General features: G+C 60.0%; 13 protein-coding genes. 9 read left to right on the top strand and 4 right to left on the bottom strand.

Annotated features, from left to right (window positions below):
* The first annotated feature begins 2 nt into the window (after nucleotides 1-2).
* A complete protein-coding gene (locus J0I79_RS11400) occupies nucleotides 3-230 on the top strand; it encodes a hypothetical protein (RefSeq protein ID WP_292857796.1) in 228 nt (75 codons plus the stop codon).
* A gap of 329 nt (nucleotides 231-559) precedes the next feature.
* Here J0I79_RS11400 and J0I79_RS11395 read toward each other — a convergent pair whose 3' ends face one another.
* Complete coding sequence (locus tag J0I79_RS11395; protein WP_292857793.1) at nucleotides 560-853, bottom strand: sensor histidine kinase; 294 nt, start codon at nucleotides 851-853, stop codon at nucleotides 560-562.
* A complete protein-coding gene (locus tag J0I79_RS11390) occupies nucleotides 768-1,964 on the bottom strand; it encodes a PAS domain-containing protein (protein ID WP_292857790.1) in 1,197 nt (398 codons plus the stop codon). Before J0I79_RS11390 ends, J0I79_RS11395 begins: the two co-directional genes overlap by 86 nt.
* 348 nt (nucleotides 1,965-2,312) lie before the next feature.
* On the opposite strand from J0I79_RS11390, the gene J0I79_RS11385 reads away from it, so the two are divergent.
* The 7 genes from J0I79_RS11385 to J0I79_RS11355 all read left to right on the top strand — a co-directional run bounded on the left by J0I79_RS11385 (nucleotide 2,313) and on the right by J0I79_RS11355 (nucleotide 9,498).
* Complete coding sequence (locus J0I79_RS11385; protein ID WP_136620802.1) at nucleotides 2,313-2,855, top strand: Chromate resistance protein ChrB; 543 nt, start codon at nucleotides 2,313-2,315, stop codon at nucleotides 2,853-2,855.
* Nucleotides 2,856-2,883: 28 nt separating this feature from the next.
* Nucleotides 2,884-4,101: an MFS transporter gene (locus J0I79_RS11380; protein ID WP_127385890.1), complete on the top strand. Its 1,218-nt coding sequence runs from the start codon at nucleotides 2,884-2,886 to the stop codon at nucleotides 4,099-4,101.
* Nucleotides 4,102-4,147: 46 nt separating this feature from the next.
* Nucleotides 4,148-4,699, top strand: a complete 552-nt coding sequence (locus tag J0I79_RS11375) for a phosphatase PAP2 family protein (protein ID WP_127385889.1) — start codon at nucleotides 4,148-4,150, stop codon at nucleotides 4,697-4,699.
* A 22-nt stretch (nucleotides 4,700-4,721) separates the two neighbouring features.
* Entirely contained in the window at nucleotides 4,722-5,429 is a 708-nt protein-coding gene (locus J0I79_RS11370; protein ID WP_292857782.1) for a hypothetical protein, read from the top strand.
* 64 nt (nucleotides 5,430-5,493) lie between these two features.
* On the top strand, nucleotides 5,494-7,569 hold the full coding sequence (locus J0I79_RS11365) for a bifunctional DedA family/phosphatase PAP2 family protein (protein ID WP_292857779.1): 2,076 nt from the start codon (nucleotides 5,494-5,496) through the stop codon (nucleotides 7,567-7,569).
* 93 nt (nucleotides 7,570-7,662) lie between these two features.
* Entirely contained in the window at nucleotides 7,663-8,592 is a 930-nt protein-coding gene (locus tag J0I79_RS11360) for a diacylglycerol kinase family protein (RefSeq protein ID WP_292857776.1), read from the top strand.
* A 21-nt stretch (nucleotides 8,593-8,613) separates the two neighbouring features.
* Entirely contained in the window at nucleotides 8,614-9,498 is an 885-nt protein-coding gene (locus J0I79_RS11355; protein ID WP_292857773.1) for a metallophosphoesterase, read from the top strand.
* A gap of 100 nt (nucleotides 9,499-9,598) precedes the next feature.
* On the opposite strand, the gene J0I79_RS11350 is transcribed toward J0I79_RS11355, so the two are convergent.
* Nucleotides 9,599-10,198 carry a TetR/AcrR family transcriptional regulator gene (locus tag J0I79_RS11350; RefSeq protein ID WP_292857770.1) on the bottom strand — a complete coding sequence of 200 codons (600 nt, stop codon included), beginning with the start codon at nucleotides 10,196-10,198 and terminating at the stop codon, nucleotides 9,599-9,601.
* Nucleotides 10,199-10,436: 238 nt separating this feature from the next.
* Here J0I79_RS11350 and J0I79_RS11345 point away from each other — a divergent pair, with 238 nt between their 5' ends.
* Nucleotides 10,437-11,561 carry an FAD-dependent oxidoreductase gene (locus J0I79_RS11345; RefSeq protein WP_292857767.1) on the top strand — a complete coding sequence of 375 codons (1,125 nt, stop codon included), beginning with the start codon at nucleotides 10,437-10,439 and terminating at the stop codon, nucleotides 11,559-11,561.
* 57 nt (nucleotides 11,562-11,618) lie between these two features.
* On the opposite strand, the gene J0I79_RS11340 is transcribed toward J0I79_RS11345, so the two are convergent.
* Nucleotides 11,619-12,563 carry an NAD(P)/FAD-dependent oxidoreductase gene (locus J0I79_RS11340; protein WP_292857764.1) on the bottom strand — a complete coding sequence of 315 codons (945 nt, stop codon included), beginning with the start codon at nucleotides 12,561-12,563 and terminating at the stop codon, nucleotides 11,619-11,621.

The raw sequence follows: 12,563 nt of genomic DNA, 5'->3' as shown, positions 1-12,563 counted from the left end.
CAATTTCACTTGCGCTTTTCTTGTCGGTCATCCCAGCGGCCGCCTTTGCGAATTCATCCCCGACCATCATGGCCGCGATCGACGCGGCGTTGCCGTCCGCGACCCTCGCGGAGGCCGATATGACCAAGGTCAAAGAACTGCGTGCCCAAGGCGAGAAATTGCATGCGGCCGGCGATCATGCAGGATCAGAGGCTGCGCTCAACGAAGCCAAGAAGATGCTCGGCATTTAGTCACGACGAGCCCGCCTTTCGTGGCCGCGTGCGGCCTTGTCCGTTTGTCGAGACTTCACGCGGCACGGCGTCACCGTGGACCCACATCGGAGGTATCTGGCGAATGATACCAAGAGCCACGGCGCCGCGCGGCCAGCCCGATGAAGGTCGAATTGGAACTTAATGTTTTGCGCCCGGTGGGCTGTTGCAGCAAAGGTCGGCTCAAGATTGGCAAACGGCAAGGATTCGACCCCATCCGCTGCCTGATCTTTACGAGTGGCCAAACAGGAGTCAGAAGGATTTTGGGCTGACAGTTGTTGTCTTGGATTTTGAAAGAAGGCCTGGAAACGTTACGATGCGGCAGAACTTTCATTTCCGGCAAGAACGGTCAGCGGCAGCCGGACGATGAAGGTTGTCCCGGTCCCGGCCGACGCCTTGGCAAGTGTTCCTCCGAGCTGCTGGGCGAAAGCGGCTATGAACCGCGATCCCATGCCCGATTCGCCGCCGGCCGGATTCATGCCGACGCCGTTGTCCTCGACGGTAAGGGTGACCTCGCCATCACGCCGCTGGAAGCCCAGCGTGATGCGGCCCGTGCCTTTTGGAAACGCGTATTTGATCGCATTGGTCGCAAGCTCGTTGACCATCAGGCCGAGCGGAACAGCATGATCGGCCACGATCGTGAGCGGTTCCGCATCGACAGCGATCTCGATGCCGGAATTCGCGCCAAGAAGGCTTGAGGAGGATGCTCGACGCGATGCCCTCCAGGTAGGCCTCGATCTCGACTGGCCCGAAGGCACTCGATTTGGCGATCACGTCGTAGAGTTCCGCGACCGCGCTGATGCGTGCCTGCATGGCGCGATAGCCTTCCACGCACGGGTCGGCCGCCCGCCGGAGCTCGTAGCTCACAAAGGACGAGATGACCTGCAAGCTGTTTTTGATCCGATGTGCCAACTCGGCGGCCAGAACATTCCGGTGACGATCAAACAGCGTTTCCTTGGTAGCATCCTCGAAGACGAGGAGAAGCTGCGTGCCCAGGTTGCCTGGAACCTGTATCTTGCGTGCGTACAGCTTGAAGATGCGATGTCCGAGCAGCGGAAATTCGTCCTCGAGCAGGAAGTCGTCGAATGGCCGATCGTCAGGCACGACGTGGTCGAGCAAGGCGTGCAGCGCCGCGACATCCCACTGACCCTGCTTGAGGTCTTCGAGACGCTTGCCAACAACATCTTCCGCGCTGTCCCCGAACATAAGAACGAAGTTCCGGCTGGCGGTGACTATCCGCATGTCGGAATCCAGAATGACAAGAGGATCCCGCACCGTATCTGCGATGGTCTGGCCCAGGCGCAGATTGATCGTCGCCTTGCGTTGTTCATTCCGCAGTTCCGTCACGTCGTCGATCGTCAGGAGAAAGAAATCGAAGCTGATCCCGGGACGGTGAACCTTACGGGCGTTAAGAAGCATCGTCTTCGGACCCACATCCGGGAAGACGTGCTCGACCTCGTAAGCCTCAACGGTGGTTTTCCGCGGAAGGATCTCCTCCAGCAACACGCGCAACGCCGGGATGTCCCACTGGCCATTGCCCAGATCGTAGAGGCGGCGGCCAATGGTCGTCTCGGCCGCAGTCGCGAACATCGAATAAAAGGCGTTATTGGCCGAAACGACGGTTAGTTCGGCGTCAAGAACCAGAAGCCCGTCGCGAACGGTCTCGACGATATCCTGAGCTGAAACGTCGCTCAAATTGAAATCAGAAGTTGACATGGGGCCTCCCTCTGCGCGTCCACGCCACTGATTTAATTGAACATATCAGTGCTTACGGGATTGGGATAGCTTGCCCCACAGGCAAAAGCGCGAGGTCCCTTGCTATGCGATACAGCAAACGGGATCGATCGGAAGGCTGCTGAAGCCGATCGGGATCCGCCCGAGCCTCCTATCTCAACAACCGCATTGAGCAACATTCGCGCGATCATCTCAGATTTGGCAGTGCTTTCGTCTTGCCGGACAATCTGGCTCCGATCGTCAGACTGCTGGGGGAACCAGCCGAAAAAAGTAGCGCGAATGCTATCGGTTTCCGTTGAATTGTTACGGTCGTTGCATTAGGCTGAAGCCATGGTTGTCCCGACATGGCTTCTTCTGACGTACAAGGTACCTCCGGAGCCCGCGACGAAGCGCGTTGCGCTGTGGCGGCGGCTGAAGGGGATGGGCGCGATCTACCTGCAGAACGGCGTCTGCCTTTTGCCGAAGACCGACGATCACGTGCGCCGGCTGAAAATGCTGGAGAACGACGTTTCCAAGATGGGCGGCGAATCCGTCATCCTGGAAACGGTCGCCCTTGATCGCGCTCAAGAGGACAAGGTGGTCGCCCGCTTCAAGGCGGATCGCGACGACCAGTACCGCGAGTTTCTCGGTCGGTGCGCTGGTTTCGAGGTCGAGATCGCCAAGGAGATCTCTATCGACAAGTTCACCTATGCCGAACTCGAAGAGGAAGACACCGATCTGAAGAAGCTCCAAGGCTGGCTGGAGAAGATCAAAAAACTCGATTTCTACGGTGCGACACTTGCGGATGAAGCAGCCGAACGGCTGCGAGCCTGCGAGGCTTTGCTCGACAGCTACGCTCAGCGGGTCTTCGACGCTCATGATGAAAATCGGTGAGGTGAGCGGCTAGCATGACGGTGGGGCGATGACAGCCGAGACAGTGGATCGCTCCGGAGCCCGGCAAGGGATTCCCACCGGCATTTGGGTCCTCGGCTTCGTCTCGATGCTGATGGACATCTCGTCGGAGATGATCCACGCGCTGTTGCCCATCTACATGGTGACGGTGCTCGGAACCTCGGCTCTGACCGTCGGAATCATCGAGGGCATTGCCGAAGCAACCGCCTCGATCACCAAGGTCTTCTCCGGCGCTATCAGCGACTGGCTCGGCAAGCGCAAATTCCTCGCCGCGTTCGGTTATGGCCTGGCGGCCCTCACAAGGCCCATTTTCCCATTGGCGCATTCGATCGAATGGCTCATCGCAGCGCGTTTCATCGATCGTGTCGGCAAGGGCATTCGCGGCGCGCCACGCGATGCGCTTGTCGCCGACATCGCCCCGCCGCATCTGCGCGGCGCAAGTTTTGGCCTGCGCCAGTCGCTTGACACCGTCGGCGCTTTCATCGGTCCGCTCCTCGCCATCGGCCTGATGTGGCTCACGGCCAATCATTTTCAGGCGGTGTTCTGGATTGCCGTTATTCCGGCATTCCTGTCCTTTGGTCTGATCCTCGTCGCCGTGAAAGAACCGGAGCGCCCGAAGGAGCAGCGCCGTGTCCGTATGCCGCTGCATCGCGACGAACTACGCCGTCTGGGGGCGACCTATTGGTGGGTTGTGGCGATCGCGGCAGTGTTCACGCTTGCCCGCTTCAGCGAAGCCTTCCTCATTTTGCGCGCGCAATCGATCGGCCTGCCCCTGGTGCTAGCCCCTATTGTCCTGGTGATCATGAGCCTCGCCTATTCTCTGTCGGCCTATCCTATCGGCGTGCTGTCCGATCGCGTGAACCGCCTGACAATCCTGATCGTTGGCCTGTTTTTGCTCGTCGCAGCCGATCTGGTGCTCGCTTTTGCGCCGGGGACAATCGGACTTGTGATCGGAGTGGTCCTCTGGGGGCTGCACATGGGCTTCACCCAAGGATTGCTGGCGACGTTGATCGCCGACGCGGCTCCGGTGGAATTGCGCGGAACCGCCTTTGGCGTGTTCAACCTCGTCACCGGGTTGGCACTGCTCGTCGCCAGTGTCGTCGCTGGCGCGCTTTGGGACATGACAGGGCCGCAAGGCACTTTCCTCGCTGGCGCTGTCTTCACTTTGCTGACCTTGGCGGGCCTGCTCCCTGTCCGAGCGAGGTTGGGTAAGCGGAAGGCGTCATGACAGCAGGCCGTCTCGCGATTTCTTTTCGAAATGGAATGGTGATGGAATGGAAAAACTGGATGCGCAGGTTACGGGCTGGATCAACAACCTTTCAGGGCACAACAACCTGATCGATGTGTTCATGGTCGCCGTCACGCAGGCAGGCGTGCCCCTGTTGATCTTGGCCGTGGTGGCGTCCTGGTGGTGGGGTGGCGGCGGTCGTACCGAGAGGCACGTTGCGGTCGCCTGCGGCCTGTCGTTCCTGCTTGGACTGACTCTCAACCAGATCGTTCTGCTCCTAGTCCATCGCGTACGCCCTTATGACGCAGGTGTTTCACACCTCCTGATAGCGCGCAGCGCCGATCCGTCGTTTCCATCGGACCACGCCACCGCCAGCTTTGCCATTGTCTTCAGCTATGTGTTCAACGCCCGTGTCCGCAAGGCGCTGTGGTTCTTCGCTGCCGCCCTGCTCCTTGTGATTTCCCGTGTCTATGTCGGCACCCACTATGTCGGGGACATCCTGGGCGGGATCGCGACCGCGCTTATCGCCGCCGGGCTGGTCCGGATAGCTTATCGGGAGGGCACCCGGATCGATCGATGGGTGACCGGACTTCTCTAAATGAGCGTCGACGAAATCCTTGATGTCGGGGCAGGTGCCGCAGCTCGAAAATCGAGAGGGCTCAAAAATGGCGCACGAATCCTTTTCACCGAACCGGCTCAATTGCACCCGCTTGCGTGCCGTTGCCTACGTCGTGCTTGTCCTGTCGCTCGTGATCCCGGTTTCCACCAGCGCTGCTCTCGAAGCTAAAACGGCGGGCCTCGCGGATGCGACGGTGCTGATCATACGTCATGCCGAAAAGCCCGATAGCGGGACAGGGCTGTCTCCCGCGGGGGAGGCACGCGCGCAGGCGTATGTCGGATATTTTCAGCATCTGACACTGAACGGCGCCGTGTTTCGCCCTGATACGCTGATAGCGACCGCAGATTCCAAAAATAGCGCGCGCGAACGCCTGACCTTGGAGCCGTTAAGCCGGGCACTCGGGATTCCGCTGGACTTGAGATTCGACAACAAGAACATCGCGGGCCTCGTTCACGCACTGATGACCGAAAACCACCGAAAGTCTGTGCTCATTGCCTGGCATCACGGCACGTTGCCGCAGATCATAGAGGCGCTGGGTGGCGACCCGCACGCAGTCCTGCCGGATGGGTACTGGCCCGACAACGTCTTCGACGCCGTCGTGGCGCTTCGCTACGGCCATGACGGGAAATTCATTCCGGGCTCCGAGCAACTCATTCGCGAAGATTTCGCAAACCCGCCGGGCCTGGTCAGAGGAGCGAATTCCCAATGAGCCCCTCCCACGTAAAAAGCCTCCGCCGGGTGTTGCGGATCATCGGCCAAAACGAGGGACGATAATGTCTTTTTTCTTGGCGCTCACGGACTACATCGCTTCGCACCCGCATCTGGCGTATGCGGCGATCTTTCTTCTGGCTCTGTCGGAGTCCGTTCCGGTCATCGGCGCCATCGTTCCTGGAACGGCCATCATCGTCGGCCTTGCGGCTCTTGTCCCGAGCGGCGTGCTAATGCTCTGGCCGATGTTGATCGCAGCCTTTCTGGGCGCGATCGTCGGCGACGGGCTGTCCTTCTGGCTTGGCCATCGCTACCACCGTGAAATCCTCCTGCGGTGGCCGTTGAACCGTTATCGCGAACTCATCGCGCGCAGCGAGGCATTCTTCGAACGGCACGGCGGCAAGAGCGTCTTTATGGCGCGCTTCACGCCGGGCGTCCGCGCTTTCATCCCGCTCTTGGCAGGCATGTTGCGAATGCCGGCCCGTCGGTTCTACTACGCCAACATCCTCTCGGCATTCGTCTGGGCGCCTTCGCACATCTTGCCTGGCGTGTTCGTCGGCGCGTATTTCAGCTTTGCCGGCGCTGCCGCGGGTCGGCTCGCGGTGCTCCTTGTCGCGCTGATTATTATCCTGTGGGTCATCGTTTGGGTTGTGCGTCACATGGTACGCAGGGGCATTCCCATCCTTCTGGTCTATCTGGAGCGCCTTAGACGCTGGGCAGATGCTCGCGATACCTGGACGAGCCGTCAAATCCGCTCCTTGCTCGATCCGGCCCAGAAGGAAACGAAAATACTCGCGGCGCTGGCACTGCTGCTCGTCACCGCCGCCTGGACCTTCTTCGGCATCCTCGAGGATGTCGTCAGCGGCGATCCGCTGGTGCGCACCGATGCCGCAGTCTATCAAATCCTTCAGGATCTCCGAACGCCGTTGGGCGATTCCTTGATGGTCAGCTTCACGGAACTTGGTGACACGGCTGTCGTGATTGCGATTGCCGTCCTCGTGTTCCTTTGGCTGGCCTGGAAGCGCGCCTGGCGCACCGCCGCTTACTGGGTGGCAGCCATCGGCGGCGCCTCAGCCATCAACACGGGCATCAAGGTGGCCCTCCATCGCGCCCGTCCCACCGAGAACCTCTATTCCGGTTGGAGCGATTTTTCCTTTCCAAGCGGCCACAGTACAGAAAACGCCGTGCTGTACGGTTTTCTGGCTTTCCTGATCGCACGGCGCGTTCGGCCAGCTTGGGGTCTCCCGGTTGCGCTTGCGGCGGCCGTCTTGGTGGCCCTGATCGCCTTCTCCCGGCTCTATCTCGGTGCCCATTGGTTTTCCGACGTGGCGGGCGGACTGGCGTTCGCTACGGCATGGCTGGCCCTGCTCTGCATTGCCTACTTGCATCATCAACCGACCGAAAAGGGCGCCGGAGGTCTCCTGATCGTGGCGTGCGCAGGCCTGGTCGTCGCAGGCGGTGCCAATGTCTATCGCCGTCACGCTGCGGACATGGAGCGCTACGCAGTCCAATACGAGGCACCGTCGATCCTCGCGGCGGCTTGGTGGGCGCGCGATTGGCAGCAATCGCCTGTGCAGCGGATCGATCTCGCGGGCGAGGCCGAGGAACCGTTGACATTCCAATGGGCAGGCGGCCTGGAACGCCTCGAAGCAGATTTGGCGCAAAAAGGCTGGCGCTCGCCAGCTCCGTGGACGTTGGCCGGCGCTCTCGTTTGGTTCACGCCGCACCCCGGTCCGATAGACCTTCCAACGTCGCCCTATATCGAGCGCGGGCGCTTGCCGAGTCTCACGCTGGTCCATCCGCGCGCCGAGTCGGACGGGACCAGTTCGCGCTTCGTGCTTCGCATGTGGGCAACCGACATTGACCTGCGGAACGGCCATCTGACGGAACTCTGGATCGGGTCCGTTGTCGACGAGAGGCTGGGCAATCGCTTCCCGCTCTTCACGCTGGCACAGGCGCAGCCCGACGCGAACGGGCCCCGCGACCTTCTTGCTGCGTCTCTCGGCGCCGGCCGCTTGGTGACCCGGGCCGATCATAGGTCAACCCCCGTTTGGGATGGTCAGGTCCTGCTGGCCCGTGAAGGAAGTATTCCCGCCAATCCAGGAATGGGAGCTTTGCCGGAAGGGTCTGCCAGCCGATAACCCAGAGGACTCCTGGAGGTGACGCCTCGCAATTATCAGGTGCATGAGACGGGCAGAAGATACCAGTTTCACTCCTTAGCAAGTGGCACACATATGACAGTTTTGGTTCTCCTCAATGCAGGGGCTGGCTCGATCAAGGGCGCCGACAGCGGTGACATGGAAAACCGCCTTCGCAATGGATTCCAAGCGCGAGGGATCGAGACCGAGGTGCGCCTTGCGAAGGGCCGCGAGATCGCCGAGATGGCGCGTAAGTTCGCAGTCTCGAAGTCGCGTGGCAAGAAGTCGCGGACGCTCGTGGTCGGCGGCGGCGATGGCACCCTCGGTTCCATAGCGTCGGTTGTCGCGGGAACAGATGTCGTGCTTGGCGTCCTGCCGCTAGGCACCCTCAATCATTTCGCCAGGGATCTCGGTTTGCCGAACGATCTGGAAGCGGCCATGGACGTCATCGCGGCGGGCCACGTGCAGAAAATCGATGTTGCTGAGGTGAACGGCCGGGTCTTCCTCAACAACTCATCCATCGGCATCTATCCGTTTCTCGTCGCCGAACGGACCGCCGAGCAGAAGCGGCTGGGAGTCGGAAAACTTGCCGCGCTCGGTCCGGCGCTTGTCCGCACGCTCAAGGCTTCATCGTGGAAGAGGGTCAGAATCTCAATCGACGACAAGGGGCGAGAACAGCGGACCCTCTGCGTGTTCGTTGGCAACAATCTCTACGATTTGAGCAATCTCGGCCACCGCAGCAGCCTTACCTCCGGGGAACTGTGTGTCTATGTCGTGAAGCGACAGTCCTGGTGGGGACTTGCCCTACTACCCTTCAAGATCGCCTTCGGTTTGATCGACCCAGTCAACGATGTGGAACTATTCCGGGTGCAAAATCTTAAGATCAGGGCGCGCCGACGACACATTCGAATTGCGATGGACGGTGAAACCGTCGAGGCGACAACTCCTGTGCATTATCGGATACGGCCTGGTGCACTGCGGGTTCTCGCACCCGTCTTGACGAAGGCCACCCCTCGAAACGCATGATGCTGGTGAGGTATCGGATTGATGAAGACGATTGCCCATCTTTCCGATCTGCATTTTGGCAGGATCGACCAGATCGTTTCCGATGCACTCGCTGCCGAGGTTCGAGCATCCGATCCTGACATTGTTGTCGTCTCGGGAGACATGACGCAGCGCGCGCGCAAGGAAGAATTCGCGCAGGCACGTGCTTTTCTCGACACGTTGCCATGCCCGCAGCTCGTCGTGCCGGGCAACCATGATGTCCCGCTCTACAACCTGTTCGCGCGCGCCCTCACGCCGCTGTCGCGTTACAAACGCTATATCACGGCAGATACCGACCCGTTCTATGCCGATCCGGAGTTGGCCATCGCTGGGATAAACACCGCTCGGTCGTTAACGATCAAGGGAGGCCGTATCAACAGCGAGCAGCTCACGTGGGTGAGACGAAGTTTTGCCGATCAGCCGGATGAGACAACACGGATCGTGGTGACACACCATCCCTTCGAAGGGGCCAGTGCGAATGACGATGACGGTATCGTCGGGCGGGCGAGGATGGCGATGGGAGTATTTTCACAAAGCCGCGTCGATGTGATCCTGTCGGGACATCTGCATCTGAACCGCATGGGTTCGAGTGCGGTCCGATACAATATTGAGGGCTACTCCGCCTTGCTGATCCAAGCTGGCACAGCGATTTCCTTACGCCGCCGCCAAGAGGCAAATTCTTTCAATCTCATTCGCATCGAGCGGCCAGAGATCCATCTGGAGTGTCGGGCATGGGACCTCGACGAGGTGAGATTCGTCAGAGCGACGAGCAAAAGCTTCCGGCTAGGACGGTCGGGTTGGGCGCCAACAGGCGGGACAACTATCCCTACGCTTGTACAAAACGCTGACGACGAGATTGTACGGGCCGACGATCGGATACACGGATAGCCTTTAGCGACTATCGCCAATCTCGTCAGACTCGACGCAAGGGCATCTGCAAGGGAAACACCAGTTCCGCCGACTGTCCGACAGCACCTGACCTTGTCGACTAAGGCGAGCCGCCTTCAGCAAGGTGAGGCAGGACTCCATCGGTCGCCAGGCGCCTAAACATCCGATCCACCTCGGTGGGCGGCGGCTTCGCGCCGCGGTCGAGCCACCAGGTCAACACTGCCATGTAGGCGCCAACGACATACTGGACGACGAGTTCGCGCGGAATGGCGTCCGATGATTTCTTGTCGCCGGTTGCGGCAATTTCATCGCGGACCACATCGGACAGTATTTGGCGGATGATGCCAAGGGCAACCGTGCCGCCGCCGACGAGCCCCCGGTGAAGGTCGATATGGTCGCGGGCGTGCTCGAACAATGTCAGGCTGAACCCCAGGCTTCGATGGCTACGATCTCCTGGAGTTGCCAAAGCGTCCCGCTGCCGGTCAAGGAGCACCTGGCGCAAGTTCTCGATGCCGCTTCGCATCAGATCCTCCTTGCTCGTATAATGAGCGTAGAAGGTCGATCTACCGACGTTGGCCGCGTCGCAGATATCCCGGATGGTGATCGCTTCGTAGCCCTGTTTCAGGATCAGGGACATCAGGGTTTGGTGTAGCGTGGCCCTGGTGCGGGCGACGCGGCGGTCGATCGATGGCTTTGTCATATGCATCACCATTCACGCTCAAATCGAACAGACTGCCCGGTACTAGACGTTCGTATCGATTTGTCCGGCAAAAGGATTTTGGACTGGATGCCCATTAACGTACACCTTGTCCAATTGTGCAACACCACTGTGAGTGGGGGCCCGTCCACAACAACCGACCGATCGAGGATGATGTGACGAAGGCCGCCGAGCCCTCGGCACACACGGTGTGTTATCGCGACGCAAAGGAAGACCCCTCATGGATCACGATCGCTATCGTCGCATGCATGGCCGCTCAGGCGCTTCGATGAAGCCGGCCTCATTTGAAGTGGAGTTGAGGGGCAAGACGCAGATCGCGGAGGACAGCTGGGCTTTCGTCTTCGAGAGACCGGACGGTTTTCGGTTCAAGGCAGGACAGCATGTGCGGATGACGCTCATCGATCCTTCCGAAATGGACCGCGAGGGCAACAGCCGGTTTTTCTCACTCGCCAGTACGCCGGAGGACGCCGACCTGGTTATCGTCATGAGAATGCGTGACACCGCATTCAAGCGGGTTCTGGGCCGCCTACAAATCGGGGACAAGGCTCTCATCCAGGTGCTGCTGGATGTTCCGCACGGGGCGTTTGCGCTGCATGAGGATCCCTCGCGGCCGGCAGTTTTTCTCGCCGGAGGCATTGGCATCGTTCCGGCCTTCTCGATGATCAAGGACGCAATCGAGCGAGAGCTGCCGCACAGGCTGTTGCTGTTCTACTCGAACCGGCGGCCGGAGGACGCTGCCTATCTGGCGGACCTGCAAGAGCTGGCGGCGCGAAACCCGTCTTTCAAGCTGGTTGCGACGATGACCGAAATGGCAGGCTCGCAGCGTTCTTGGACGGGCGAAACCGGGCGTATAGACCATTTCATGCTTGCAAGGCACGTCGATGATCCGCTGCTTCCGGTCTATTACATTTCCGGGCTGCCGGAGATGGTCAGCGCCATGAAGACGATGCTCGGCGGCTCAGGCGTGAGCGAGGCCAGCATACAGGCCGAGGAATTCACCGGATTCGATCTCAACAAGATCGGCCCAAATGAGATTGGCCACGTCGCCGTTCATGGGCGCAGGCGGATCATTCCGATGGTAGCAACGGCGCTGGCTGCGACCGCGCTGGTCATCTTGCACGCGGGCGCAGCCGTCTCGATATTTCGCAACGGCCTTGGTGGAGTCTCAGCGGCGAACCCGATCTGGTATGTAGTGATGGGGATATTGCTTGTTCTTGGGATAATAAAGATCAGGTATTTTGCCGGTCACCATCTCTCAGGCAGGGAGCGTGCTGGCAACGCTTTCCGCAGGCACGGCGATCATGATGAAGAACATCAGCAGGATGGCCCTATGGGACCTTTGTAGACGGGCAACACAGCACGTGGTGCACCCATCGGAAGTCGTCTCGCGAATCCCGCCAGGCTACCGCCGCAACGGGGTCGAGCGAGCCAGGTCGTTGCGGATTGCAACGGCGGCGACACCGCCTTGTCCCATTGCATAGGAGAGCTGATCAAGCCCGCGCACCACGTCGCCCGCCGCATATAGACCGGCTACCGAGGTTCTCTGGTGTTTGTCGACGATAAGACATCCGTCACGCGATACTTCGGCGTCGATCGCAGCCGCAAGTTCCGATCGGACATCGGACCCTAACGCCGCATAGACCGTCGCGAACAAGCGGCGGCCAGTCGGTGTCGCGATCGCGATGCCATCCTGCAACAGTTCAAAACCGAGACACGGGCCGTCAACTGCTTGAATGGCGCCGTTATCGAGCCGCGATCTTTGCGCTGCGTCGAGCTCATGATCGCCCGTCGGTGCGATCAACGTCACATTGGCGGTGTAACTGCGCAGAAACTCCGCTTCGTTGGTTCCGTGTTCGCCGGTTCCTATCACCGCGACCGCGCTATCGGTCACCTCATAGCCATCGCAAATTGGACAATAACGCAATAAGCCACGCGACAGAGCCTCATCGTGGACATTGGCAGGCATGCTCGGTCTCCGGTTGAAGACGCCCGTTGCCATCAACACGGTGCGCGCTTGAAACATCCCTTCCATTGTGTGGGCCACAAACAAGCCCGGCCCTCCTTTCAAGGAAACGACCTTTCGAGGCCAATGGCGTACACCGTAGCGTTCTCCCTGTTCCCGCATGCGCGCGCGTAGCTCGGACCCTGCGATCCCATCGGGAAAGCCGGAAAAGTTACGGGTGAGGGGGATCAGATCAGCCCGGCTCTCACCACTATCTGCCACCAGGACGGAGAGGTGAAACCGAGCAAGGTATATCGCCGCTGTCAAACCGGCCGGTCCTCCTCCAACAATCAGACAATCGAGCAGCTCGGCTGCGTCGGAAGAAACACCAGAGACTGGGGGCAT

This window comes from Mesorhizobium sp. (assembly GCF_017306585.1).
Lineage (GTDB): Bacteria > Pseudomonadota > Alphaproteobacteria > Rhizobiales > Rhizobiaceae > Mesorhizobium.
This window is presented reverse-complemented; position numbering and strand designations above follow the sequence as displayed.

What these genes read in the sequence shown, in the direction of transcription:
- J0I79_RS11380 (WP_127385890.1), top strand. Translation starts at nt 2,884, where the DNA reads ATGACAGCCGAGACAGTGGATCGCTCCGGAGCCCGGCAAGGGATTCCC.
- J0I79_RS11340 (WP_292857764.1), bottom strand. Translation starts at nt 12,563, where the DNA reads ATGCCCCCAGTCTCTGGTGTTTCTTCCGACGCAGCCGAGCTGCTCGAT.
- J0I79_RS11345 (WP_292857767.1), top strand. Translation starts at nt 10,437, where the DNA reads ATGGATCACGATCGCTATCGTCGCATGCATGGCCGCTCAGGCGCTTCG.
- J0I79_RS11355 (WP_292857773.1), top strand. Translation starts at nt 8,614, where the DNA reads ATGAAGACGATTGCCCATCTTTCCGATCTGCATTTTGGCAGGATCGAC.
- J0I79_RS11390 (WP_292857790.1), bottom strand. Translation starts at nt 1,964, where the DNA reads ATGTCAACTTCTGATTTCAATTTGAGCGACGTTTCAGCTCAGGATATC.
- J0I79_RS11365 (WP_292857779.1), top strand. Translation starts at nt 5,494, where the DNA reads ATGTCTTTTTTCTTGGCGCTCACGGACTACATCGCTTCGCACCCGCAT.
- J0I79_RS11370 (WP_292857782.1), top strand. Translation starts at nt 4,722, where the DNA reads ATGTCGGGGCAGGTGCCGCAGCTCGAAAATCGAGAGGGCTCAAAAATG.
- J0I79_RS11360 (WP_292857776.1), top strand. Translation starts at nt 7,663, where the DNA reads ATGACAGTTTTGGTTCTCCTCAATGCAGGGGCTGGCTCGATCAAGGGC.
- J0I79_RS11385 (WP_136620802.1), top strand. Translation starts at nt 2,313, where the DNA reads ATGGTTGTCCCGACATGGCTTCTTCTGACGTACAAGGTACCTCCGGAG.
- J0I79_RS11395 (WP_292857793.1), bottom strand. Translation starts at nt 853, where the DNA reads ATGGTCAACGAGCTTGCGACCAATGCGATCAAATACGCGTTTCCAAAA.
- J0I79_RS11375 (WP_127385889.1), top strand. Translation starts at nt 4,148, where the DNA reads ATGGAAAAACTGGATGCGCAGGTTACGGGCTGGATCAACAACCTTTCA.
- J0I79_RS11350 (WP_292857770.1), bottom strand. Translation starts at nt 10,198, where the DNA reads ATGACAAAGCCATCGATCGACCGCCGCGTCGCCCGCACCAGGGCCACG.